Origin of the sequence: Micromonospora sp. NPDC093277 (genome assembly GCF_044765245.1) — a bacterium.
Taxonomy (GTDB): Bacteria; Actinomycetota; Actinomycetes; order Mycobacteriales; family Micromonosporaceae; genus Micromonospora.
The window spans coordinates 154808-177768 of sequence record NZ_JBIWJO010000010.1 but is presented as its reverse complement, the minus strand read 5'-3'; the positions used below and the strand labels follow the sequence as shown (position 1 = coordinate 177768).

Annotated in this window: 24 protein-coding genes; 14 read left to right on the top strand and 10 right to left on the bottom strand. The window is 71.6% G+C overall.

Going from position 1 to position 22961, the window contains the following annotated elements; genetic code table 11:
- Positions 1 to 90 precede the first annotated feature (90 nt).
- On the top strand, positions 91 to 300 hold the full coding sequence (locus tag ACIRG9_RS22660) for a hypothetical protein (protein ID WP_402859161.1): 210 nt from the start codon (positions 91 to 93) through the stop codon (positions 298 to 300).
- Positions 301 to 378: 78 nt separating this feature from the next.
- Here ACIRG9_RS22660 and ACIRG9_RS22655 read toward each other — a convergent pair whose 3' ends face one another.
- From ACIRG9_RS22655 to ACIRG9_RS22645, 3 genes are read right to left on the bottom strand one after another with little or no spacing between them, the layout of a single operon-like run.
- Positions 379 to 918, bottom strand: coding sequence for a DUF1360 domain-containing protein (locus tag ACIRG9_RS22655; protein ID WP_402859158.1), 540 nt, complete (start codon positions 916 to 918; stop codon positions 379 to 381).
- A gap of 32 nt (positions 919 to 950) precedes the next feature.
- Entirely contained in the window at positions 951 to 1277 is a 327-nt protein-coding gene (locus tag ACIRG9_RS22650; protein WP_402859472.1) for a hypothetical protein, read from the bottom strand.
- A 2-nt stretch (positions 1278 to 1279) separates the two neighbouring features.
- Positions 1280 to 1597: a DUF6158 family protein gene (locus ACIRG9_RS22645; RefSeq protein ID WP_402859155.1), complete on the bottom strand. Its 318-nt coding sequence runs from the start codon at positions 1595 to 1597 to the stop codon at positions 1280 to 1282.
- A 121-nt stretch (positions 1598 to 1718) separates the two neighbouring features.
- Here ACIRG9_RS22645 and ACIRG9_RS22640 point away from each other — a divergent pair, with 121 nt between their 5' ends.
- Positions 1719 to 2135, top strand: coding sequence for a hypothetical protein (locus tag ACIRG9_RS22640; RefSeq protein ID WP_402859152.1), 417 nt, complete (start codon positions 1719 to 1721; stop codon positions 2133 to 2135).
- A 25-nt stretch (positions 2136 to 2160) separates the two neighbouring features.
- Entirely contained in the window at positions 2161 to 2490 is a 330-nt protein-coding gene (locus tag ACIRG9_RS22635) for a DUF3817 domain-containing protein (protein ID WP_402859149.1), read from the top strand.
- Between the two features lie 149 nt (positions 2491 to 2639).
- Here ACIRG9_RS22635 and ACIRG9_RS22630 read toward each other — a convergent pair whose 3' ends face one another.
- On the bottom strand, positions 2640 to 3161 hold the full coding sequence (locus ACIRG9_RS22630; RefSeq protein WP_402859146.1) for a DUF6232 family protein: 522 nt from the start codon (positions 3159 to 3161) through the stop codon (positions 2640 to 2642).
- A gap of 499 nt (positions 3162 to 3660) precedes the next feature.
- Between ACIRG9_RS22630 and ACIRG9_RS22625 the strand changes: the two genes are divergently transcribed.
- Entirely contained in the window at positions 3661 to 4629 is a 969-nt protein-coding gene (locus tag ACIRG9_RS22625; protein WP_402859143.1) for an NlpC/P60 family protein, read from the top strand.
- Positions 4630 to 4701: 72 nt separating this feature from the next.
- Here the strand turns inward: ACIRG9_RS22625 and ACIRG9_RS22620 are convergent, their stop codons facing one another.
- From ACIRG9_RS22620 to ACIRG9_RS22610, 3 genes are all read right to left on the bottom strand, one after another.
- The gene (locus tag ACIRG9_RS22620; RefSeq protein WP_402859469.1) at positions 4702 to 5691 is read right to left on the bottom strand and encodes an RNA polymerase sigma factor RpoD/SigA; all 990 of its coding nucleotides are present in this window, start codon (positions 5689 to 5691) and stop codon (positions 4702 to 4704) included.
- A gap of 485 nt (positions 5692 to 6176) precedes the next feature.
- Positions 6177 to 7124 (bottom strand): N-acetylmuramic acid 6-phosphate etherase, encoded by a 948-nt coding sequence (gene murQ / locus ACIRG9_RS22615; RefSeq protein ID WP_402859140.1) that lies wholly within the window; start codon positions 7122 to 7124, stop codon positions 6177 to 6179.
- Entirely contained in the window at positions 7121 to 8035 is a 915-nt protein-coding gene (locus tag ACIRG9_RS22610) for a MurR/RpiR family transcriptional regulator (protein WP_402859137.1), read from the bottom strand. Before ACIRG9_RS22610 ends, murQ begins: the two co-directional genes overlap by 4 nt.
- Positions 8036 to 8307: 272 nt before the next feature.
- Between ACIRG9_RS22610 and ACIRG9_RS22605 the strand changes: the two genes are divergently transcribed.
- On the top strand, positions 8308 to 9003 hold the full coding sequence (locus tag ACIRG9_RS22605; RefSeq protein WP_402859134.1) for an SDR family NAD(P)-dependent oxidoreductase: 696 nt from the start codon (positions 8308 to 8310) through the stop codon (positions 9001 to 9003).
- Here ACIRG9_RS22605 and ACIRG9_RS22600 read toward each other — a convergent pair.
- Entirely contained in the window at positions 8988 to 9719 is a 732-nt protein-coding gene (locus tag ACIRG9_RS22600) for a dTMP kinase (RefSeq protein ID WP_402859131.1), read from the bottom strand. The two genes, ACIRG9_RS22605 and ACIRG9_RS22600, sit on opposite strands and share 16 nt — an antisense overlap.
- A 119-nt stretch (positions 9720 to 9838) precedes the next feature.
- On the opposite strand from ACIRG9_RS22600, the gene ACIRG9_RS22595 reads away from it, so the two are divergent.
- The 9 genes from ACIRG9_RS22595 to ACIRG9_RS22555 all read left to right on the top strand — a co-directional run bounded on the left by ACIRG9_RS22595 (position 9839) and on the right by ACIRG9_RS22555 (position 18191).
- Positions 9839 to 10456 (top strand): nucleotidyltransferase family protein, encoded by a 618-nt coding sequence (locus ACIRG9_RS22595; RefSeq protein WP_402859466.1) that lies wholly within the window; start codon positions 9839 to 9841, stop codon positions 10454 to 10456.
- Positions 10453 to 10722, top strand: coding sequence for a hypothetical protein (locus ACIRG9_RS22590; RefSeq protein ID WP_402859128.1), 270 nt, complete (start codon positions 10453 to 10455; stop codon positions 10720 to 10722). Before ACIRG9_RS22595 ends, ACIRG9_RS22590 begins: the two co-directional genes overlap by 4 nt.
- A 10-nt stretch (positions 10723 to 10732) precedes the next feature.
- Positions 10733 to 11509 carry a metallophosphoesterase gene (locus ACIRG9_RS22585; protein ID WP_402859125.1) on the top strand — a complete coding sequence of 259 codons (777 nt, stop codon included), beginning with the start codon at positions 10733 to 10735 and terminating at the stop codon, positions 11507 to 11509.
- Positions 11500 to 11643, top strand: coding sequence for a GPGG-motif small membrane protein (locus tag ACIRG9_RS22580; protein WP_402859122.1), 144 nt, complete (start codon positions 11500 to 11502; stop codon positions 11641 to 11643). The genes ACIRG9_RS22585 and ACIRG9_RS22580 overlap by 10 nt, the downstream gene beginning before the upstream one ends.
- A gap of 260 nt (positions 11644 to 11903) precedes the next feature.
- On the top strand, positions 11904 to 13247 hold the full coding sequence (locus tag ACIRG9_RS22575; RefSeq protein ID WP_402859119.1) for an ABC transporter substrate-binding protein: 1344 nt from the start codon (positions 11904 to 11906) through the stop codon (positions 13245 to 13247).
- 73 nt (positions 13248 to 13320) lie between these two features.
- Entirely contained in the window at positions 13321 to 14370 is a 1050-nt protein-coding gene (locus ACIRG9_RS22570; RefSeq protein ID WP_402859116.1) for a carbohydrate ABC transporter permease, read from the top strand.
- Position 14371: 1 nt separating this feature from the next.
- The gene (locus ACIRG9_RS22565; protein ID WP_402859113.1) at positions 14372 to 15334 is read left to right on the top strand and encodes a carbohydrate ABC transporter permease; all 963 of its coding nucleotides are present in this window, start codon (positions 14372 to 14374) and stop codon (positions 15332 to 15334) included.
- Between the two features lie 63 nt (positions 15335 to 15397).
- Positions 15398 to 16471, top strand: coding sequence for a LacI family DNA-binding transcriptional regulator (locus tag ACIRG9_RS22560; RefSeq protein ID WP_402859110.1), 1074 nt, complete (start codon positions 15398 to 15400; stop codon positions 16469 to 16471).
- Between the two features lie 76 nt (positions 16472 to 16547).
- A complete protein-coding gene (locus ACIRG9_RS22555; RefSeq protein WP_402859463.1) occupies positions 16548 to 18191 on the top strand; it encodes a glycoside hydrolase family 13 protein in 1644 nt (547 codons plus the stop codon).
- A 57-nt stretch (positions 18192 to 18248) separates the two neighbouring features.
- On the opposite strand, the gene ACIRG9_RS22550 is transcribed toward ACIRG9_RS22555, so the two are convergent.
- Entirely contained in the window at positions 18249 to 19664 is a 1416-nt protein-coding gene (locus ACIRG9_RS22550) for an MFS transporter (RefSeq protein WP_402859460.1), read from the bottom strand.
- Positions 19665 to 19722: 58 nt separating this feature from the next.
- Entirely contained in the window at positions 19723 to 22920 is a 3198-nt protein-coding gene (locus ACIRG9_RS22545) for an AfsR/SARP family transcriptional regulator (RefSeq protein WP_402859107.1), read from the bottom strand.
- Between the last annotated feature and the right edge of the window lie 41 nt (positions 22921 to 22961).

Genomic DNA, 22961 nt, shown 5'->3' with positions numbered 1-22961 from the left:
GGACCGTGGCGTGAGGGGCCGCCCCCGGACGGGCCTGAGGCGGAACCGCGGAGGGCCGCCTGGGTGCCCCGGAGGACGGAGGACAGGGCAATGACGGACCGTAACGAGGAACGACACGAACACCCCCCGGCGCTCGGCCAGCCGGAGGGCCCGGACACGCTGCCCGAGCCCGACTTCGCCGCGGAGCACGAGTGCACCGCCGTGGACGCGGACATCGTCACCGGAGCCGACGAGGAGGAACGGGAGCCAGAGGCGGCGCGGGGTTGGGCGGGCGAGGACCACGGCACCACCCCCACCTGAGCGACACGAGCGGTGGGGGTCTTGAGGCCCCCACCGCCCTGACGAACTCGGTGTACCCGACGCCGCAGAGGAGTCGGGTCACTGTCCGTGGTGGCCACCCTCGGCCGCGCGCTGGGCGACGGCATACCCCATCTGGAGGAAGTCGGAGGCGGCCACCGCGGTCAGCGCGGTGGCGACCAGCCGGGTCAGCCGCGGTGCCAGCACCAGTCCCCCGGTGAGTCCGGTCGCCACCCAGACCGCCATGCAGAACGGGCAGCTCAGCAGTTCGCCGACGGCGTGGCGGGTGGGGCTGCCCTGGTCGCGGACCTGCTCCATCACCTCGCCGCTGCCGATCGGGCGGTCGTAGCGGGTGAACGGCGCGCGCAGCGGACTGGTGATGGCGTCCTTGGACAGCAGTCGGCTGAGCTTGTGGGTCGCGACGCAGAGCAGCATCACGTCACCGGCTGTGGGCCGCTGCGGCACCGGCCGGCCGGTTGCCCGAACCAGCCCGACCAGCGACGCGGTGACTGTGGCGTACGTGCCCATCGCCGCCAGGTAGCCGCCCAGCGGCCGGTGTTCGTGCGGCGCGTACGCCTGGCGCAGGCGCGCCACCCTCTGCTTCAAGCCACTCCCGGTCACCTGGCCTCCTCGGTGTTCGTGGCAGTGCCGGCTCAGCCGGCGGTCAGGTTGTCGGCCACCTCGCGGGCGAGGTTGGCCAGGGTCTCCTCGGCGAGTCCGTCGGCGTCCACGCCGGCCAGGTCGAGCCGGACCCGGGCGCCGCCGGCGTCGACCGGCTCCACCAGGATCTCCGCCGACCAGTCGGGCGCGGAGTCGCTGTACCAGGTGGCCCGCATCTGCTCGACGCTGACCAGCTCCGGGCGGCGACCGCCGTCCAGCCGGAGCGGTTCGGGCAGCCACGCCGCCGCCCGGTCCGGGTCGATGGCCGTGTTGAACACCACCTCGGGTGGCGCGGACATCCCCCGTTCGGCGTGCGCCACCATCAGACGTCCCGCAGCCGGCTGGGGTCGACCTCCCGCCCCGGGTGCCGGGCGAGGTACTCGGTCTCCAGCTCGGCGGTACGGCGCAGGTGGTTGGCGAGCGCCGAGTCGGTGGCGTGCCGCAACGTGTCCAGCCGGGTGCGGTGCAGGCTGGTCATCTCCCGGATCAGGTCCTCGTCGCCGAGCTCGGCCGGGTCCACCCCGAGCGCCTCGCCGTCGAGGTCGTCGAGCGTGGCGTCGGTCCCGGTGCGGTCGCCGGCCCACTCGGGCACCCGCTGCTCCGGGCTGGCCTCACCGGTGCCGCGTACTGATTCGGTCATCGTCGCCCCCTCTTCTCGTTCGGGTTGGCGTCTGGACGGATGCCCACCCGGGATGCCACCAAACCCCGCCACCTACGACACCGCGTCGGAGACCGCGGCCGACCCCGGTACCCTCGATGGCATGAGACGACTCTGGACACCGGCGTGGATCGCCCGCCACGTGGCCATGGTCGTGCTGGTCGTGGCGTTTCTCGGGCTCGGTTGGTGGCAGGTCACCCGGGCCACCGAGGGCAACGCGCTGAGCTTCGGGTACGCGATCGAGTGGCCGGTCTTCGCCGGCTTCGTGGTCTTCGTGTGGTGGCGTGAGGTGCGACACACTCTGCGGCGCCCGCGCGAGGGGGGCCCGTCCCCGGCGCCGGCCGCCGCGGGCCCCGAGCCGGCCGCCACCACCCCGGCGGTACGCCGGCCCGTACGGGTGAGCCGCGTGCCGGCCGGCCCGGCGCCGGGCCCCGAGGACGGCGAGCTCACGGACTACAACCGCTACCTGTCATGGTTGAACGCCAACCCGGGTGCACGGCCCGGTGACTATCCCGGCTGACGCCGGTTCGGAAGGACGGACGAAGGTGGGCGGAGCCCTTACCCGGTACCGCGTGATCGCCTGGATCGTGGGCGTGGCGCTGGCCGTGCTGGTCCTGATCGGCATGCCGCTGAAATACCTCTTCGACAGCCCGACCGTGGTGGCCGTGGTCGGCACCGCGCACGGCTGGCTCTACATGGTCTATCTGGCGCTCACGTTCGACCTGTCGCGCCGGGCCGACTGGCCGCTGAAGCGGATGCTGCTGGTGATGCTGGCCGGCACCGTGCCGTTCGTCTCGTTCTACGCCGAGCGCCGGGTGAGTCACTGGCTCACCGACGCGGAGCGGTCCCGGACCCCGGAGCCGGTCGCCGGCTGAGTCGGCGGTCCGCCGCGACCTGCCGCCGGTCGGCGCTTCGGCGCCCCGGGCACGGACCTCAGCGCTTCGGCGCCCCGGGCACGGGCCCCAGCGCTTCGGCGCCCCCGGCACGGGACCCAGCGCTTCGGTCGCCGCAGGGGCGGGCGGTGTCACCGCCTCGGTCGCCACGGGTCGGCGGTGGCCACCGGGTCCGCCCAGCCACCGAGCCGCGCGCCCTCCCGGGCCCGCCGCACGGCCCGGGCGACCTGGCCGAACTGCCGCTCGTCGTCGCTGCTGAAGAGCAGCACCTCGGCACCCCGGTACCGCCCCCACAGCTCGTACGGCGGCGGCCGCCAGCGGTCACCGATCAGCACGAGCAGCAGCGGCAGCAGACCGACCACGCCCAGCACCAGGTACGCGGTCGCGGTGAGCCGTTGCAGTCCACCGGTGAAGCCGAGCAGCACCCCGACCGCGCCGATCAGGGCGGCGGTGACCGCGACCGCCCGGAGGGCGAGCCGGTCGTGCGGCCCGCGGGCGGTCCAGATCTGGGCGAGTTCCGCGACCGGCCAACTCTTGCGGCCGACGGTGAAGCGTTCGTCGGTGACGACGATGCCCGGACGAGAGTAGAGCAGGGTCGGAGCGTTCGCCCGCGGCGGCCGGGGCGGGTGGGTGGCGGAGCCATCGGTCTGCACGGCATCCTCCAAGGGATCGCGCGCCGGGTTCTCCCCGCCCGACGAGCTGCGTCGATGCCGCCTGACGAGATTCCCGGCTCCGCGCTTCATTGTGTTGTGGGCGCGCCAGCCCGGCCGGGTCTTTCCGCAGGCCATCGCCGCACCTGGGGCGGTGGCAACGCCGAGAGACAGCGCTGATTTCGCTCTTTGTCATGACATTGCGCTGCGATGCCTGGCGACATCCGCCCAGAACGACGAATCGGGCCAGCCGCGCCATCCACCCAATCAGCACTTCAGGCCGCGAGCCGGGTGGCGAAACGGTCACAAGTTGTCACCGTCACCGTTGTCACTTCCTGACACTTTGCCAACATTCGCCTCTGCTTCAACTCCCCACCACACCTACCAAGGGTTAGGTTGGGCAGGCTGGACCGGTCGACCGCCATCCGCCCGGATGGCCCCGGCCCGGTGTCGCCGGGTGCCTTTGCGCTCCCGGCGGCCGTCGGAGAGGAGCTTTCCGCTCTTGTCGTCCTTACGGATCCTGCTGCGTTCGCTGGCGGTCGTCGGCCTCTCGGCCGCGCTGATCGCCCCGGCGTCGGTGGCTCGGGCCGAGCCCACCCCCGCCGAGCTGACGAAGCAGATCGAGAAGTCCTCGACTGAGCTGGAGCGAATCGTCGAGTCCTACAACAAGCTCAACGAGGAGATCAAAGCCAACAAGGCCACCGCGGACGCGTTGCAGGCCAAGATCGGTCCGTTGCAGGCGCTGGCCGAGCAGAGCCGTGCCGACGTCGGCACCCTCGCCGTCACCGCGTACAAGACCGGCGGGCTGCGCACCGCGCGGGCCTTGCTGGAGCCGGGCGGGCAGACCTCACTGCCGGAACGGCTGGGCACACTCGACCAGCTGACCCGCCAGCGACAGCAGACCATCGACGGCTTCACCACGAGCCAGCGCAAGCTGATCGAAGAGAAGACCAAGCTCGATGTCACGCTGGCCAGGCAGGCCGCGCAGGCGAAGCAGCTCGGCGCCGGAAAGAAGAAGATCGAGGCGGACCTGGCCCGCCTCTACGAGCTGCGCCGGCAGGCGTACGGGCGGGCCACCGAGGCACCCGCGAAGGCCAGCTCGGCCGGCAGCGCCCCGGCCATCTCCGGCTCGGCCGGGGTGGCGGTGAAGTACGCGTACGCGGCGATCGGCAAGCCGTACGTCTACGGGGCCGAGGGTCCCGGGGGCTACGACTGCTCGGGCCTCACGCTCGCCGCCTGGCGGGCGGCCGGAAAGTCGTTGCCGCACAACGCGGCGATGCAGTGGGACGCCACCTCACGGATCAGCCGCGGCTCGCTGCAGCCAGGCGACCTGGTCTTCTACTCCGGCCTCGGTCACGTGGCCATCTACGTCGGCAGTGGCCAGATCATCGACGCGCCGAGCGCGGGCCGCAACGTCAGCAAGCGGGACATAAACATCATGTCCATCGCCGGCTACGGCCGGGTGCGCTGACCCCGCCAGAGCCGACGAACGGCCGGCGTCCCCCTATCGGACGCCGGCCGTTCGCGTGTCATTACTACCAGCTCAGGCGGCCTGGAGCCCCTCCGCCCGGGCCAGCTCACGGAGCCGGCCGAGGGCCTGGATCTCCAGCTGGCGGATCCGCTCCCGGGAGAGCGAGAACCGCGAGGCGACCTCGGTCAAAGAGTGCTCCCGGCCGTCCTCCAGGCCGTAGCGGGCCCGCATGATGCCGGCCGAGCGGTCGTCGAGGTGGTTGAGCAGACCCTCGATCCGCTGCCGCTCCAGGCCGGTGAGGACGATGTCCTCCGGCGACGGCGCATCACTGTCGGCGACCAGGTCACCGAGGTTGGTGTCGCCGTCGTCGCCCACCGGGGTGTCCAGCGAGACGGTGTCCTGCGACCAGCGGATCAGCTCGTTGACCCGCTCGACGGTCACGCCGAGCGCCACCGCGACCTGCTCCGGCTCCGGGTCGCTGCCCAGCTCGCGGGTGAGCTGCCGGGTCACGTTCCGCATCCGGTTGACGTCCTCGACCAGGTGCACGGGCAGCCGTACGGTCCGCTCCTGCTGTGCGATCGCCCGGCTGATGGCCTGACGGATCCACCAGGTCGCGTAGGTGGAGAACTTGTAACCGCGCTCGTAGTCGAACTTCTCGACCGCCCGGACCAGGCCGGTGTTGCCCTCCTGGATCAGGTCCAGCATGGGCATCCCGGAGCGCACGTAGCGGCGGGCGATCGAGACGACCAGCCGCAGGTTGGCGCGGATGAAGAGATCCTTCGCGCGCTCACCCTCGACGACCACCCGCTCCAGTTCCTCCCGCTCGACGCCGGCGGGGACGCGGTCCTCGCCGAGCAGGTGCTCGGCGTAGAGCCCGGCCTCGATGGCCTTGGAGAGGTCGACCTCCTTGGCGGCGTCAAGCAGCGGCGTCCGGGAGATCTCGTGCAGGTAGACGCCGACCAGGTCCCGCTCCTCGGCGACCTCGTCGGTACGCATGCCGATGTTCTTGTCCACGATTGCCACGGTCCCCTCGCTCGCGCCGGTTGCCCGGTTCCTTGCCATCCCCACGTCCATCAGCCCTCCCCGTAACCTCCGCTGTGCCCGTAGGTGCTGACACCTACACAACAGATGAGACGCGTCGGGGATTCCATGTCGTGAGTCGAAAGTGTCACGAATGCCTGAGTGCTAGCTGAGAGCCAGGTCCATGTTCGCTGTCAGGGCCCCTGCTCGGCCTGCTCGCGTACGGCCTGGTGAAGCGCCCGCCGGAGCAGCGGAATCGTCGTGCGCCCAGACAATCGCACCATTGCGTAATCCATGAACACAGCGACCCGCGTCACCGCGGCATTGCGATCCTGGTCACTGGGAGATACGCGCCCGAGGACCCGTCGGTTCAGCCACGGGTGAGGATTACCCCACGCCTGCTTGAACAATCCGCAGCGCGGAAAGCGTCCCGCCGACGCCGTGACGCGCGTCGCACCTGCCGGCGCGGACGCGAGGACGGGCAGGCGCCGGGTGGGGCCGGGCGGGGCACCGACGCGTGACCGCGCTCAGGAGGCGAGCAGGGCCAGCGCGCCGCGTACCTGGTCGGCCGAGCGGGCCAGGGCGGCCCGAGCGGCGGGGACGTCCGCGCCGGAGACCAGCGCGACCAGCGCGGTCTTGAGATCGCCGTCGGCCTCCCGCAAGGCGGCCTGGCAAACCTCCTCGGCGCAGCCGGTCGCCTCCGTCAGGATCGAGATCATCCGGCCGCGCAGTTTGGCGTTGGTGGCCACCATGTCGATCATGAGGTTCGAGTAGACCCGGCCGAGGCGCACCATCACGGCCGTGGAGAACGTGTTGAGCACCAGCTTCTGCGCGGTGCCCGCCTTCATCCGGGTCGAGCCGGTGACCACCTCGGGTCCGGTGTCCACCCCGATGAAGACATCCACCGACGAGGCGGCATCAGCCTCCGGATTGGCGCACAGCAGCACGGTCGAGGCCCCCTGTGCCCGGGACGCGCCGAGCGCCCCCAGGACGTACGGGGTGCGTCCGCTGGCGGCCAGTCCGACCACCAGGTCGCCGGGGCGTACGCACTCGGCGGCCTCGGCGGCCCCGGTGCGGTCGTCGTCCTCGGCGTCCTCCACGGCCCGCCACATGGCTTCCGGGCCGCCGGCGATGTGGGCGCAGAACCAGTGCTGCGGCGAGTTGAAGGTCGGTGCCAGCTCGGCGGCGTCCAGCACGCCGAGCCGGCCGGAGGTGCCGGCGCCGAAGTAGTGCACCCGGTGCCCGCCGCGCAACGCGGCGACCGCCAGGTCGACGGTCTCGGCTATCTCGTCGAGGACGACGGCCACCGCGGCGGGCACCCGCCGGTCCGCGTCGTTGATGACGGTGAGTACGTCCCGGGTCGACATCAGGTCGAGGTCGACGCTGTCCGGGTTGCGCCGCTCGGTGGGTGCGCCCACCCGCACCACGGGCCGCGCCGGGGCCACCTCGTCCCGGTCCAGCCGGCCGGCCGTCATGCGCGCCTCCGCCCGGGGCCCACCCGGTGCGACCGGACGGCCTCGGCGGTCGCCTCGAGGGCTTTCCTGGTCCTGGCCCGGCTCCGTGCGGCCACCCCGACGAAGAGGCAGTCGACGACGGTGAGCTGGGCGAGCCGGCTGGCCGTCGCGCCGGAACGGTAGGTGGTCTCCCGGGCGGCCGTGGTGAGCACGAAGTCGGCCACCTCGGTGATCGGCGAGCGGGGGAAGTTGGTCAGCGCGACGGTGGTGGCGCCTCGCTCCCGGGCCTGCTCCAACACCTCGATGACGTCGGAGGTGGTGCCGGTGTGCGAGATGCCGACCGCGACGTCGCCACGACCGAGCAGTGCCGCGGAGGTCAGTGCGGTGTGCACGTCGGGAAAGTAGAAGGCGGTCCGGCCGATGCGGTGCAGCTTCTGCTGGAAGTCGGAGGCGACGAAGCCGCTGGCCCCCGCGCCGTAGACGTCGATCCGGCCGGCCGCGCCGATCGCCTCGACCACCTGCTCGCAGACGGCCGGGTCGAGCTGTTCGGCGGTCTCCTCCACGGCCCGCGCGTCGTTGAACGCGATGGTCGCGATGATCTGCGCCAGGTCGGCGCCGGGCGGGATGTCCCCGCCGACCACCCGGGCGTCGGGTGGCTCGACCCGGCGGGCGGCCTCGGCGGCGAGCCGGATCCGCAACTGCGGGTAGCCGTCCATGCCGACCGACCGGCAGAACCGGATGACGGTGGCCTCCGAGGTCTCGGCGGCGGTGGCGAGGTCGGTGATGGTGCGCCGGGCGGCGTCGGCCGGGTTGGCGACGACCAGCCGGGCCACCCGCTGCTCGGCCGGGGACAGCGACGGGAGCAGGCCACTGATGTGGACGATCAGTCCACCGGGCTCGTGACTCGCAGAAATCTTCGGACTCTTCGCCACGGATGAAACTTACTTTCATGAGGCGTGACCGTCAACCATCACGGCGCGTATCGGGAAAAGTACCGCCATCCGCGCTGGACCATCGCGGCAAGGGTGCCATTTCCGCAGCCTGGCCGCCTCCTCCGCACCGGTCGACTCGTCCGCGCCGGCGAGCAGCGCGCCGGCTGTCGTCCAGGTCACCCCGGCCGGACGGCCCGGAAGGAGCCGCCGGACGGATGGTCCGGCCGGCAGCGCAGGTCGCGCCTCGGACACCGCGCCACTACCGTGAGCCCATGGCGGAACGCACGGTGCTGGTGACCGGGGGCACGGGCGGGCTGGGCGGCGCGGTCACCGCGGCCTTCCTGGAGGCGGGCTGGCGGGTGGTCGTACCGACACGCGAGGGCGAGGCGCCGACGGAAGCCGGCGCCGTCGCCGTCGCCGAAGCCGTCGGCGCGGACCTGATGGAAGCCGCCGGGGCGGCGCACGCGGTGGAGGTGGCCACCGCCGAGCCGGCGGCACCGCTGCGCGCCGTGGTCAACCTGGTCGGCGGGTACGCCAGCGGCGGGCTGGTGCACGAGACCCCGGTCGAGGAGTTCGACCGGATGCTGCGGATCAACCTGCGCCCCACGTACCTGGTCACCCAGGCGGCGTTGCCGCACCTGGTGGCGGCCGGCGGCGGCGCGGTGGTCTGCGTCTCGGCGCGGGCCGCGGTGGCGCCCTTCCCCGGCGCGGCCGGCTACGCCACGGCCAAGGCGGCGGTGCTCGCGTTCGCCAACGCCGTCGCGGTGGAATACCGCCAGCGCGGGGTGCGGTGCAACACGGTGCTGCCGAGCGTGATCGACACCCCGGCCAACCGGGCCGCCCAGCCGGACGCCGACCACCGGCGCTGGGTGCCGCCCGCCGAGATCGCCGGGGTGATCCGCTTCCTCGCCTCCGACGAGTCCGCCCCGACCAGCGGGGCGAGCATCCCGGTCTACGGGCGGGCCTGAGCCGGCAGCGGATCACCGCGACTCCCGCCGCCGGAGGGCGGGCCGGTGCCGCCCGGTGGCCCGGCCGTCGACGGCGGTGGGTCGTCGGGGAGCCACTCGGCGAGGTGGGCGCGAATCCGCCGGGACACCTCGTCCGGCGGGCCGTTCGCGTCGACCACCACGAAGTCGGCGTACTCCGGTAACGTCCGGTACGCGGTGGCGGCGGCGGTGAGCCACCGCATGCTCTCGTGGTCGGTGCCGCGCTGTTCGATCCGCCGGTACGCCTCGGCCGGGTCGACGGTGAGCAGGATGGTGACCCGGGGCGCGGGAAAGACGCGGTAACCGGCCCGGGTCAGCCGCTCCCAGCGTTGCCCGCCGTGGGCCCGGATGCTCGCGTACTGGCAGGCGGAGTAGCGGTCCATCACCGCCGTGCGGCCGGTCACCAGGCAACTCAGCAGCGCGAGGGCGATGGCGAGCCAGCGGAGCACCGACTCGACCGCGAGCACTCCGTCGCGCCCCACAAGCCGCTGGGCGTCCGGCCGGCCGAGCCGGTTGGCGAGCCGGCCGAGCCAACGCCGGCCACCGGCGTTGCGGTGGTAGGTGGCCGGGTGGCCCGCGGCGGTGAGCGCCTCGGCCAGCCGGTGGGCCTGGGTGGTCTTGCCCGAGCCATCGATGCCGATCAGGGCGATGCTGCGCAGTCGGGCACTGCCCCGCCGCCCCCGCAGTGACCTGGCCACCCTCCCGAGGTTATCCGACCCCGCGCCCACCCCCTGGGGTTTTGTCCGTTCCGTCCCGGCCACGCCCGAGGCGCGCCGACAAGAGGTATGGCCGAACGGATCGCCGGGTACACAACTTCATTCCCACCGCCTACCCACGACGACGGGAGACCCAGATGGCCGAGCGCGGGGACGAGACCCTGGTGCACACACTGAAGAAGGTCGCCGCCGTGCTCAAGCAGTCCCAGATCCCCTTCGCGCTCGGCGGGAGCTTCGCCGTGTACGCCCACGGCGGCCACTCCGGCGACCACGACGTGGACTTCCTGATTCGTGTCCAGGACGTCGACCGGGCCCTGGAGGCCCTGGTCGAGGCCGGCTTCACCGCCGAGCGCCCGCCCGAGGACTGGCTGGTCAAGGTCTACGACGAGGGGCGGATGGTGGACCTGATCCACCGGCCGATCGAGACCCCGGTCACCGAGGAGACCTTCACCGACACCATCGTGCGTCCGGTCGACGCGATCCACATGCCGGTGCTCTCGGCGACCCAACTGATGGTGCACAAGCTGCTCAGCTTCTCCCAGCACTACTGCGACTTCGCCCGCGCCCTGCCGCTCGCCCGCTCACTGCGGGAACAGATCGACTGGGAACGGGTACGGAAGGAGACGCAGCACTCGCCGTACGCGGAGGCGTTCCTGGTGCTGCTCGACCGGTTGGACGTGCTGCCGGGCGGCCCGTCCGGAGGAAGGGAGACACCGTGACCGAGCAGCACGGCGGCACACTGCCCGACGAGTACGTCGAGGCGGAGATCCAACGCCTGTTGGCCGAGGACCCCTCCGTCGCCGAGCAGGGCATCACCGTGGTCCGCCGCGAGCCGGGCCTGGTGCTCTACGGCGAGGTGGAGAGCGCGCACCGGCGCGAGGAGATCCTGCGGCGGGTCGCCGAACGCTTCCCCGACGAACCCATCACCAGCGACATCGGGGTGATCGGCACTCAGGCGCCCAGCCAGGCCGAGGAGCTGCCGTGAGGGAGGCACGATGGTGATCCGGATCGCCGCCGTCGGCGACGTGCACATGGACGAGGACGTGCTCGGCCGGTTCCGTCCCGCCCTGGACGAGCTGCCCGACTCCGCCGACGCGCTGCTGCTCGCCGGTGACCTGACCCGGCACGGCACCGAGGCCGAGGCGCGGTGCGTGGCGCGGGAGTTCGGGAACCTCGGCGTGCCCGTGATCAGCGTGCTCGGCAACCACGACCACCAGTGCGACCAGGTGCCGCAGGTGGTGCGGGTGCTGGAGGACGTCGGCATCACCGTGCTGGAGGGGGACGGGATCGTGCTGGAGTGCGCCGGCGGGCGACTCGGCGTGGCCGGGGTGAAGGGCTTCGGCGGCGGGTTCGCCGGGCGGTGCGCCACCGACTTCGGCGAGCCCGAGACGAAGGCGTTCGTCCGGACCGCCAACGAGAGCGCCGACGCGCTCGGCCACGCCCTGCGCGAGCTGGACTGCGACCTGCGGGTCGCGCTCACCCACTACTCCCCCGTGCCGGACACCCTCGCCGGCGAACCGCTGGAGATCTATCCGTTCCTCGGCTGCTACCAGCTCGGCCAGGCGATCGACTCGGCACCCACCGCGCTGGCGCTGCACGGCCACGCCCACCACGGAACCGAGCGGGGCATCACACCCGGCGGGATACGCGTCCGCAACGTCGCTCACCCGGTGATCAACCAGGCGTACAGCGTCTTCCACCTGGGAGACCACCTCGACCAGCAGCAGGTTTCCGGAATCGGACAGCAGGGTACTGCTCGATCATGGAGCTGATTCTCTGGATTCTCGCAGTCGTACTGGTGGTCTCCGGCATCCTCGCGCTCTTCCGCCGGCAGATCCTGTGGGGCATCGTTCTCATCATCGTCGGCCTGTTGGTCGGCCCCGGCGGTGTCAGCGTCTTCCACTAGGTGAGCGCGCAAGATCACGCCCAAGCCGGGAAATTGGCAGGAAGTAGTGGCCTCCATCGACGGGGAGGCCACTACTTCCATGTTTTGAGCACGTCTCGGCGAACGACGTCCGGCGCCCACCTGCCGGGTTGCGGGATTGTTACCGGGCCGTGTCCGGTAGGGGGTGGACCGGGCGCGATGCAAGCGCTTACATGTGGAGACGACCATCGGACCGGCGCAGCATCGATTTCCCCCACGCGCCGGCAAGGAAGGAGATCGGCATGGCGTTTGCCAGATCGCGCCAGGCTCTCGCGATCGCCGGCGTACTGGGCCTGGCGCTCGGCGTCACCGCCTGCGGCACCGGCAGCGACAAGAAGAGCAACAAGGCGGGCTCCGCCGAGTGCGCCGCATACGAGAAGTACCAGGGCCACGACGGCAAGAAGGTCACGATCTACTCGTCCATCCGGGACATCGAGGCCGACCGTCTGGCGCAGTCCTGGAAGCAGTTCGAGGACTGCACCGGGATCAAGATCGACCACGAGGGCTCCGGCGAGTTCGAGGCCCAGCTGGGCGTTCGGGTGGACGGCGGCAACGCCCCCGATCTGGCCTTCATCCCGCAGCCGGGTCTGCTCAAGCGGTTCGCCGACGCCGGCAAGCTCAAGCCGGCCGGCGACGAGACCAAGGCCATGGCGGAGCAGAACTACTCCCCCGACTGGCTGAAGTACAGCACCGTGGACGGCAAGTTCTACGGCGCCCCGCTCGGCTCCAACGTGAAGTCCTTCGTGTGGTACTCGCCGAAGACCTTCAAGGAGAAGGGCTGGAACGTCCCGACCACCTGGGACGAGCTGATCGCCCTCAGCGACACGATCGCGGCGAGCGGCACCAAGCCGTGGTGCGCCGGCATCGAGTCCGGTGACGCCACCGGCTGGCCGGCCACCGACTGGATCGAGGACCTGATGCTGCGTATGACCTCGCCCGAGGTCTACGACAAGTGGACCACCCACGACATCCCGTTCAACGACCCGCAGGTGGTCACGGCGGTCGACAAGGCCGGCAGCATCCTCAAGAACGAGAAGTACGTCAACGGCGGCTTCGGCGGCGTGAAGAGCATCGCCACCACCTCCTTCCAGGAGGCCGGCACGCCGATCACCGCCGGCAAGTGCGCGCTGCACCGCCAGGCGTCCTTCTACGCCAACCAGTGGCCGCAGGGCACCAAGGTGGCCGAGGACGGCGACGTCTTCGCGTTCTACTTCCCGGCCGTCGACCCGGCCAAGGGCAAGCCGGTGCTGGGTGGTGGCGAGTTCGTCGCGGCCTTCGCCGACCGTCCCGAGGTCCAGGCGGTGCAGACCTACCTGGCCTCCGGCGAGTACGCCAACAGCCGCGCCAAGATCGGCGACTGGGTCTCGGCGAACAAGAAGCTCGACCTCAACAACGTCCCCAACCCGGTGGACAAGCTCTCCGTGCAGATCCTGCAGGACGAGAAGACCGTCTTCCGCTTCGACGGCTCCGACCTGATGCCGGCCGCGGTCGGCGCGGGCACCTTCTGGAAGGGCATGGTCGACTGGATCAACGGCAAGGACACCGTCACGGTCCTGAACGGCATCGAGAGCAGCTGGCCGAAGTGATCTGAGTCGGTGGTCCGGTCCGCGTCGGCGGGCCGGACCACCGCCGGTCAATCCAACCTCTGAGGGAGGGTCGATGGGGTTCGACTTCGCGGAGGAACAGCCCAAGTTCCTCATGCTGATGTACGGGCTGATCGCTTTCGTCGCGGTGGTGGGCGGTCTGCTCCTGCTCCTCGACGTGGTGCCGGCCTGGTTCGCCCGCCGCCGGGAGGCGCAACTGGTGGCCGCCACGGCCGACGGCGCCCCGCCGCCCAGGCGACGGAAGCAGCGGGAGGGGTTCTTCGCGTTCTTCTTCCTGCTGCCCACGCTGTTGCTGCTGATCGTCGGGCTGGTGGTGCCGGCGATCCGCACCACGCTGCTCTCCTTCATGGACTCGGGCAGCACCAACTGGGTGGGACTGAGCAACTACGGCTGGATGTTCTCCGAGGACTCGATCGTCCGGGTGCTGATCAACACCCTGATCTGGGTGCTCCTGGTGCCGCTCGTCGCAACCGCGTTCGGCCTGATCTACGCCGTACTGGTGGACCGGGCCCGGCTCGAGGCGGTGGCCAAGTCCCTGATCTTCCTGCCGATGGCGATCTCGTTCGTCGGCGCCAGCATCATCTGGAAGTTCATCTACGCGTACCGGAGCGAGGACCAGGACCAGATCGGTCTGCTCAACCAGATCGTGGTGAGCCTCGGCGGCGAGCCGAAGCAGTGGCTGCTCGATTCGCCCCTGAACACCTTCCTGCTGATCGTGATCATGGTGTGGATCCAGGCCGGCTTCGCCATGGTGGTGCTCTCCGCCGCCATCAAGGCCATCCCGGCGGACATCGTCGAGGCGGCCCGCCTGGACGGCGTCACGCCATGGCAGATGTTCTGGCGGATCACCATGCCGAGCATCCGGCCGGCGCTGATCGTGGTGGTGGTGACGATCTCCATCGCCACGCTCAAGGTCTTCGACATCGTCCGGACCGCCACCAACGGCAATTACGACACCAGCGTGATCGCGAACGAGATGTACAACCAGGCGTTCCGGTACGGCCAGAACGGGCAGGGCTCGGCCCTGGCGGTCTTCCTCTTCGTCCTGGTCATCCCGATCGTGATCTACCAGATCCGCAACCTGCGTCAGCAGCGGGAGGGCTGAGATGACCACCGCCACGCCCACCGCCGGAACCGGCGTACAGACCGCCAAGCCGACCACCCGTGTCGGCCGGGTCCGCAAGCGGCTGAACAGCCGGACGGCGACCCTGGTCTCGATCGTCATCGCGCTGCTCTGGACGGTCCCGACCTTCGGCCTGTTCATCTCCTCCATCCGGCCCGAGGACCAGATCAAGACCACCGGCTGGTGGACGTTCTTCAGCGATCCGCAGTTCACCCTGGAGAACTACCAGGAGGTGCTGTTCGGCAGCTCCTCCTCGTCCGGCCAGCTCGCCAGCTACTTCATCAACTCGCTGGCGATCACCATCCCGTCGGTGCTCTTCCCCATCGCGTTCGCGACGCTGGCCGCGTACGCGCTGGCGTGGATCAACTTCAAGGGGCGGGACTGGCTCTACATCGGAATCTTCGCCCTGCAGATCGTGCCGCTCCAGATGGCCCTGGTGCCGCTGCTGAGGTTCTTCTCCACCGGCGTCAGCGTCGGCGGCATCCAGCTGCTCCCGGCCTGGGAACTCGACGGCGCGCAGAAGTTCGCCCAGGTGTGGTTCGCGCACACCTGCTTCGCGCTCCCGTTCGCCGTGTACCTGCTGCACAACTTCATCTCGCAGCTGCCCGGGGACCTGATGGAGGCGGCCCGGGTCGACGGGGCCACCCACCCGAGGATCTTCCGCACCATCGTCCTGCCCCTGATCACGCCCGCCCTGGCCGCGTTCGGCATCTTCCAGTTCCTCTGGGTCTGGAACGACCTGCTGGTCGCGCTGATCTTCGCGGGCGGCGGCAGCGAGACCGCCCCGCTGACCGTCCGGCTCGCCGAGATGGCCGGCACCCGGGGCAACGAGTGGCAGCGGCTGACGGCCGGCGCCTTCGTGTCGATCGTCGTACCGCTGATCGTGTTCCTGTCCCTCCAACGCTTCTTCGTGCGGGGCCTGCTCGCCGGTAGCGTCAAGGGTTGACCCGCTGTCCGCCGCCGCCGGCCCACCGGCGGCGGCGGGCACGGGCCGGAGCGGGGAACAACGATGACGAAGATTGACGATGTCGCCCGCCTGGCCGGGGTCTCCACGGCCACCGTCTCCCGCGCGCTGCGCGGCCTGCCCACGGTCTCCGCGGCGACGCGCCGCCGGGTCCTCGCCGCCGCCGAGCAACTCCAGTACGCGGTCTCGCCGAACGCCTCCCGGCTGGCCGGCGGAAAGACCGGCACCGTGGCGATCGTGGTCCCCCGGATCACCCGCTGGTTCTTCGGGACGGTCGTGGAGGCGGTCGAGGACTTCCTCGACCAGAACGGCTACGACCTGCTGCTCTACAACCTCGGCGGCCGGGAGCAGACCCGGCAGCGGGTGCTGCGTACCGCCAGCCTGCACAAGCGGGTGGACGCCATCATCCTGGTCGCCACCCCGCTGCGCCCGGCCGATGTGACCGCGCTGACCGAGCTGGACCTGCCGGGCGTGACCATCAGCTCCGGCACCGGCGTGCCCGGCTGGCCCTGCGTACGCATCGACGACGTGACTGCCGCACGGACCGCCACCCGGCACCTGCTCGACCTCGGGCACACCCGGATCGCGCACATCTCCGGTGACCCGGACGACGAGCTTGCTTTCACCACCCACCTGGACCGCCGGCGCGGCTACCAGGAGGAGCTGCACACGGCCGGGATCCGGACCGACCCGAGCCTGGACGTCGAGTCGCAGTTCACCATCGACGGCGGTATCCGGGCCACCGCCGAACTGCTGACCCGGGGCGGGCCGCCGACGGCGATCTTCGCCGCGTGCGACGAGATGGCGATGGGCGCGATGACCGCGCTGCGCGACGCCGGACTGCGGGTGCCGCAGGACGTCAGCGTGATCGGCATCGACGACCACGACCTGGCCGGGGTGCTCGGATTGAGCACCGTCGCCCAACCAGCGGCGGAGCAGGGGCTGCTCGCCGCCCGGATCCTGCTCAACCCGCTCGGCGTACCCGGCGTCGACCCGTACCCCGGGCTGGTTCCCGAGGCGGACGGCGCCGACACCGACGGGGGCTCCCCGGCGCCGCCGGTGATCCTGCCCACTCGACTGGTGGTGCGTGAATCGACCGCACCGCCCCGGGCACACTGAACGGACCCGGCCGTCCGCGCGGCCGGGAACGACCGTCCGCGCCGGACGGCCGCGGCTCGACACAGGGGAGAAGACTCTGAACACGGACACGACGCGACAGGAACCGGCCGGTGGCTGGTGGACCGAGGCCGTCATCTACCAGGTCTACCCCCGCTCGTTCGCCGACTCGAACGGTGACGGCATCGGCGACCTCCCCGGTGTCACCGCTCGCCTCGACCACCTCGCCGAGCTGGGGGTCGACGCGCTCTGGCTGTCACCGTTCTACCCGTCGCCCCAGGCCGACGCCGGATACGACGTGGCCGACTACCGGGACGTCGACCCGATCTTCGGTACCCTCCCGGACGCCGACACGATGATCGCCGAGGCGAAGGCGCGCGGGCTGCGGGTGATCGTCGACCTGGTCCCCAACCACACCTCGTCGGCACACCGCTGGTTCCAGGCAGCCCTCGCCGCCGGAGCGGGCAGCCCAGAGCGGCAGCGCTACGTCTTCCGGGACGGCAAGGGCCCGCAGGGCGCCGAGCCGCCGAACGACTGGCAGAGCGTCTTCGGCGGCCCGGCCTGGACCCGGCTGCCGGACGGCCAGTGGTACCTGCACCTGTTCGACTCCGGCCAGCCGGACCTGAACTGGGACAACCCCGAGGTACGCGCCGAGTTCCTGGACGTCCTCCGGTTCTGGCTGGACCGGGGCGTCGACGGCTTCCGGGTGGACGTGGCGCACGGCCTGATCAAGCAGGCCGACCTGGCCGACTGGCGGGAGCCGCAGGAGATCCTCTCCGGCAACGAGGTGGACAAGCCCCGCCCGCCGATGTGGGACCAGGACGGCGTGCACGAGGTCTACCGGGAATGGCGGCGGCTGCTCGACGGGTATCCCGGGGAGCGCATCCTGGTCGCCGAGGCCTGGGTGGAGCCGGCCGAGCGGCTGGCCCGCTACGTGCGGCCCGACGAGATGCACCAGGCGTTCAACTTCGAATACCTGCTCGCCGCCTGGACCGCCCCGGCCCAGTACGCGGTCATCACCCGCTCGCTGGAGGCCACCGACGCGGTCGGCGCGCCGACCACCTGGGTGCTGTCCAACCACGACGTGGTCCGGCACGCCTCCCGGCTCGGCCTGCCGGTCGGCACCCCCCGACCGAACGGGATCGGCATCGGCGATCCGCAGCCCGACGCCGCGCTCGGCCTGCGCCGGGCCCGGGCGGCCACCCTGCTGATGCTGGGCCTGCCCGGCTCCGCATACCTCTACCAGGGCGAGGAGTTGGGGCTCCCGGAGCACACCACGCTGCCCGACGAGACCCGGCAGGACCCGACCTGGGAGCGCAGCGGGCACACCGAGCGGGGCCGGGACGGCTGCCGGGTGCCGATCCCGTGGGAGGCCGACGCGCCGTCGTACGGCTTCGGGCCGACCGACGCGAGCTGGCTACCCCAGCCCCCGATCTGGACCGAGTACGCCCTGGACCGGCAGCGCGGGGTGCCCGGGTCGACGTACGAGCTGTACCGGACCGCGCTGCGGCTGCGCCGCGAGCACGGGCTGGGCGGCGGCCCGCTGCGCTGGCTCTCCTCCGGGGACGAGGTGCTCACCTTCACCAACGCCGGGCTCACCGTACTGACCAACTTCGGCGCTGCACCGGTGGCCCTGCCGGCCGGCGCGGAGGTGCTCGTGGCCAGCGCCCCGCTGGACGGCCACGCCGTCCCCACCGACGCAACCGTCTGGTACCGCGCCTGACGGAGGCAGGTAAGGAAGGGCCCTTGTTAACGTCTCGCGTTGTACAAGGGCCCTTCCTTACCTCTGGGCGCGGGTGTGCAGGAGGTCGCGCACCTGCTTGATGTCCCGCGGCGAGGTACGGGCGGCGAGCCAGTACATCAGGCCGGTCGGGATGAAGAAGAGCTGGAAAGCGGCCAGCCCGACGGCGTAGTTCAACGGCGGTGGGAAGGCCGCCCGCAGCCCGTGGAAGACCAGCCCGACCACGCCGTTTCCGGCCGCCCGGCCGACCCCGTTGACCAGGTTGCCCAGGCTGTAGACGGTGCCCCGGTGCTCGGGCGGGTTGACGTCGGCGATCAGCGCGAACCAGTTCGGCGAGTTGGCCGAGGTGAGCGCCAGCGCCAGCACGGCGGTCAGCAGGCTCAGCCCGACCGTCGGCTCGGTGACCACGCTCGCCAGCACCGCGCCGATCACCGCGCCGGAGCTGCCGCCGTTCGGCACGTCGATCCGGATCGGCACCAGGAACAGGACCAGGTAGAACGGCACGGCCGCGAGGATGCCCACCGCCGCGACCAGCGCCCGGCCGCTCGGCGTACGCCGCTGGAGCGCGTCACCGGCCAGCCCGCCCAGGATGGAGAACACCCCGCCGAGCTGGAACAGGGTGGCGAACACACTGCCCACCACCACGGCGGTGGCCGTCGAGTAGCCCTGCGCCTCGGCGCGCTGGGCGAAGAGCACCGGCAGCCAGACCAGCGAGCCGAACGCCGCCTGCGCGGTCAGCCCCTGGAGGATCAGCCATCGGTTGGTCCGCCGGCCCAGGATCCGGGACAGATCGGCCCGGCTGATCCGGTAGTCGTACTCGGCGCCGCTGTCGAACGCCGCGGCCAGCTCCGGCTCGCTCTGCCCGCGCCGGATGTCGTACGTGAACAGGTAGGCCACGGTGGCGGCCAGGCCGACCACGGTGAGCAGCAGGAACGGCCGACGCCAGTCGGCGGCGCCGAGGACGCCGCCGCTGAGCGTCCCGGCGAGGGTGCCGACGCCCTGCGACAGCCCCCAGAAGCTCATCACCAGGCCCCGGCGGCGGGGCGAGATCAGGTCGGTGACCACGGAGAAGCCGACCGAGCCGACCGCGCCCAGCCCGACCGCGGCGACGAGCTGGGCGATCAGGAACGTCGGGTAGTGCTGGGCGAGGGCGCTGCCACCGGTGCCGGCCGCCCAGATCAGCGTGCCGAGCATGAGCAGCGGCTTGCGGTTGGTCCGGTCGCCCACGTACGCCCAGGCCACCGCGGCGACCGCGCTGACCAGGAAGCTCACTGCGGTGACCAGGCCCAGCAGCCGTTGCGGCACCCCCAGCGCGCCGGAGATCGGCCCGTACAGCGGCGGAACCAGGCCGATCGCCACGTTGTCCAGCGAGGCGAGCACCACGAACACGACCACGCTGTAAAGCCGATGAAAGGTTCCCCCGCCACGGGTCGCCCGCGCCATGCCCATGGTCATGTGTGGCACCCAACCAGGATCTTCGACTGAGCGCCAGCCGCCGCACAGACCCCCACCGCTACGCCGGCCGGTCGCGGTGCGCCTCCGGCGACGCCGTGCCCCGCTCCGGCGGGGGCAACGGAAGCCGGGCGGCCAGCCTCGAGTCGGCGTCGCGGGCGCTGGGGTGGGCGACCCGGTGCAGCAGGTCGCCGGCTTCCTGCCACGCCGCCAGCGCGCCGTCGTGGTCGCCCTGCTCCTCCCGGATGTCGCCGAACGTCAACAGCGCCCTGCCCAGCCACCGCTCACCCTCGTTACGTCCGGCACTGATCGCCGAGGCCAGCATCTCGGCCGCCGCCACCAGCCGCCCCGCCCGACGACGCGTGCTGGCCAGCACGCTCAGCGCCTCGGCGATTCCCGTCGAATACCTCATCGCCTCCGCGATGGCCAGCGCCCGCTCGGCTGCGGCCTCGGCCTTCGCGTCGCTCCCGGCCGCCAGGTGGATGCCCGCGAACCGGTACAGCGTGATCACCTCACCGTACGGGTCACGCAACTCCCGAAAGATCGACAGGGCTGCTGTGAGCAGTTCCATCGCGTCCTCGATCCGGCCGGCATCGAGATAGACGCGGGCAAGCCCGTTCAGCACGTCGGCCTGGCTGCTCCGGCTGTCGCACGCCGTGTACAGGTCGAGGGCACGGCGCAACTGCTGCTCCGCTTCCCACAGCCGGCCGTGCTCGCGTTCGATCGCCCCGAGGTGCTGCCGGGCGCGGGCGGTGCACCAGCGGCTGCCAACCCGCTCGGCCAGCACGAGGGCTCGCTCCGCGGCCTGCCGAGCCTGTGGCAGGTGCCCCAGATAACCATGCAGGTAGGTGAGCCGGTTGAGGGCGTGCGCCTGGCCGCAGTCGTCGTCAAGCGCCTCGAACAGTTCCGCAGCCCGCTCCGCGCAGCGGGCGGCGTCGGGGACGGCACGGTACTCGTCGGACCGGCTGCGGTACAACATCGCCAGTGCCGTCATGCGCCGGTCACCGGCACGTTCGGCCGCCGCCTCGGCGAGCGAGTTAATCGACCGCCAGACGTCGACCGCGCCGCGCATCTCGAGGAACGGCCCGAGCACGTGCGTCAGCGCTGCGCACAGCTCGTCCAGGCCGAGATCGTACGCCTGGCGCACGCCGGCCAGCAGCGATTCGCTCTCCGCCTCGTACCAGCCGACGGGATCCCCCGCCGCGACGGAGCGTATGACCGGGTCGAGGGGCGAGGTGCCGCTGATCGCCGGCTCCAGCCCCGGGAACTGCTTGTCGGGCAGACCCCGCATCGCCGACAGCGCGTGACCGAGCCAGGCGTTGAGACCCGCCACCACCGCCGTACACCGGCTCGCCGCGTCGATCCGGGCTTCGGCGCGTTCCCGCAGCAGCAGCCCGACCAGGTCGTGGAACCGGTACCGGTCCTGCCCGGCGGCGTCCTGACCGGCGTACTCGACGATGTGGTGCTGCACCAACTGGTCGAGCAACGCCTCCGCGACCGCGACGGGCCGCTGCAGCACCGCCCCGGCGGCCCAGGTGGGAAAGCTCGGCGCGGCCAGCAACGCCAGCACCTGCGCGGCGGCGTCGGCGTCCGGGTCGAGACCGCGGAAGCTGAGTTCCAGGCTGGCCCGCACCTCGAGGTCGCCGTGGTGCAGCTCGTCCAGGCGGTGCTGGTCGGCCAACCGCGCAGCCAGCGTGCGCAGGGACCAGTGCGGCCGGGCAGCCAACCGCGCACCCACGATGCGGACCGCCAATGGCAACCATCCGCACAGCTCGACGAGGCGTGTGGCGACCAACGGCTCGGCCGTCACGCGCTCCGCGCCCGCCGTCGCCCTCAGCAGCGCCAACGCGTCCTCGTCGGGGAGCACGTCGAGGTAGAGGTGGTATCCACCTTCCACATCCGCCAGGTCGGACCGGCTGGTGACGAGCACCGCACAGCCCGCGCCGCCAGGCAGCAGCGGACGCACCCGCGCGGCGCTCGCCGCGTCATCGAGCACCACCAGCACCCGGCGCTCCGCAGTGACCGAGCGGTAGAGCAGGACCCGGTCCTCAAGGTCGTCGGGGACCGCGGCGCGGTGGATGCCCAGGGCCACGAGCACCCGGCCCAGCACCTCCGCCGGCTCCTGCTGCCGGTCGTGCGTCCCGTGCAGCCCGACGTACAACTGGCCGTCCGGAAACTGCGCCCGCAGCAGGTGGCCCACGTGGGTGGCCAGAGCACTCTTGCCGACACCCGGGATGCCGGACACGATCACGACCGGGACGGCGGTCAGGCCCGCCACCGATCCGGACGAGGCCAGCCGACGGCACAGCTCGTCCACCTCCGCGGCCCGGCCGGTGAAGTCACTGATGTCCGCGGGAAGCTGGGCCGGAACCGCGACCGGCGAGGGCACGACCGCACCAGCCGGATGGGAGCCGGACGCGGTTCCCAACGCGTCCCGGTCCGGCACCGGCGACGACTGGCGCTGGTCGCGGTCGGCGCGACGTTCGGCACCGACCAGGATGGTCCGCTCCAGCCGCTGCAGTTCCGCGCCGGGCTCGATGCCCAGTTCATCGGCCATGCGCCGGCGTCCGGCCCGATAGACCTCCAACGCCTCGGCGGCACGCCCGACCGCGTCCAGCGCCGTCATCAGTTGCCCGCGCAGTCGCTCACGCAGCGGATGTTCGTCCACCAGCCGAGTCAGGTCCGGGATCAGCTCGGCGTGCCGGTCCAGCGCGAACTCCACGTCGACCAGCCTCTCCATGGTGGCCAACCGCAGCTCGTTCAGCCGGTGCGCCTCGGTGACCGCGAACGGCGCCGGCACGTCGGTCAGCTCCGGCCCCCGCCACAGCGCCAGCGCGGATCGCAACGCGGCCGCCCTGGCCTTCGCCGGCAGGCCGTCCCGCTCCGCATCACGCAGGAGCTCCTCGACCCGCGCCAGATCAAGCTGCTCGTCCTCGATCCGCAGCAGATAGCCCGGACTGCGGGTGACCACCAGCCGGTCATCGTCCGGTCTGCTGGTGTCGCCGAGCAGGCGGCGCAGCGACGACACCACCGTCAACACCTGCTCCCGGGCAGTCGCCGGAGGAGACTGTGGCCAGAGTCCGTCGATCATCTCGTCCACCGAGACCACCCGGTTGCGCCGCAGCAGCAGCGCGGCCAGGACCACCCGCTGCCGGGCGCCCGGCAGCAGGATGGGACCCGATCGCCCCCGTACCTCCAGCGGGCCCAGAACGCTGAACGCCGGCTCCCGCACGTCGCCTCCGCCACCCGCTTCAGCCACCCGACCATCTTGCCGTTGGTGGGCCGGAGCGCGCGAGCCCG

Excerpts from the sequence above, each read along its gene's own strand:
- ACIRG9_RS22645 (WP_402859155.1), bottom strand. The coding sequence starts at position 1,597 with ATGACCGAATCAGTACGCGGCACCGGTGAGGCCAGCCCGGAGCAGCGG.
- ACIRG9_RS22660 (WP_402859161.1), top strand. The coding sequence starts at position 91 with ATGACGGACCGTAACGAGGAACGACACGAACACCCCCCGGCGCTCGGC.
- murQ (WP_402859140.1), bottom strand. The coding sequence starts at position 7,124 with ATGACGGCCGGCCGGCTGGACCGGGACGAGGTGGCCCCGGCGCGGCCC.
- ACIRG9_RS22575 (WP_402859119.1), top strand. The coding sequence starts at position 11,904 with ATGGCGTTTGCCAGATCGCGCCAGGCTCTCGCGATCGCCGGCGTACTG.
- ACIRG9_RS22620 (WP_402859469.1), bottom strand. The coding sequence starts at position 5,691 with ATGGCAAGGAACCGGGCAACCGGCGCGAGCGAGGGGACCGTGGCAATC.
- ACIRG9_RS22565 (WP_402859113.1), top strand. The coding sequence starts at position 14,372 with ATGACCACCGCCACGCCCACCGCCGGAACCGGCGTACAGACCGCCAAG.
- ACIRG9_RS22580 (WP_402859122.1), top strand. The coding sequence starts at position 11,500 with ATGGAGCTGATTCTCTGGATTCTCGCAGTCGTACTGGTGGTCTCCGGC.
- ACIRG9_RS22570 (WP_402859116.1), top strand. The coding sequence starts at position 13,321 with ATGGGGTTCGACTTCGCGGAGGAACAGCCCAAGTTCCTCATGCTGATG.
- ACIRG9_RS22605 (WP_402859134.1), top strand. The coding sequence starts at position 8,308 with ATGGCGGAACGCACGGTGCTGGTGACCGGGGGCACGGGCGGGCTGGGC.
- ACIRG9_RS22550 (WP_402859460.1), bottom strand. The coding sequence starts at position 19,664 with ATGACCATGGGCATGGCGCGGGCGACCCGTGGCGGGGGAACCTTTCAT.
- ACIRG9_RS22560 (WP_402859110.1), top strand. The coding sequence starts at position 15,398 with ATGACGAAGATTGACGATGTCGCCCGCCTGGCCGGGGTCTCCACGGCC.
- ACIRG9_RS22640 (WP_402859152.1), top strand. The coding sequence starts at position 1,719 with ATGAGACGACTCTGGACACCGGCGTGGATCGCCCGCCACGTGGCCATG.
- ACIRG9_RS22585 (WP_402859125.1), top strand. The coding sequence starts at position 10,733 with ATGGTGATCCGGATCGCCGCCGTCGGCGACGTGCACATGGACGAGGAC.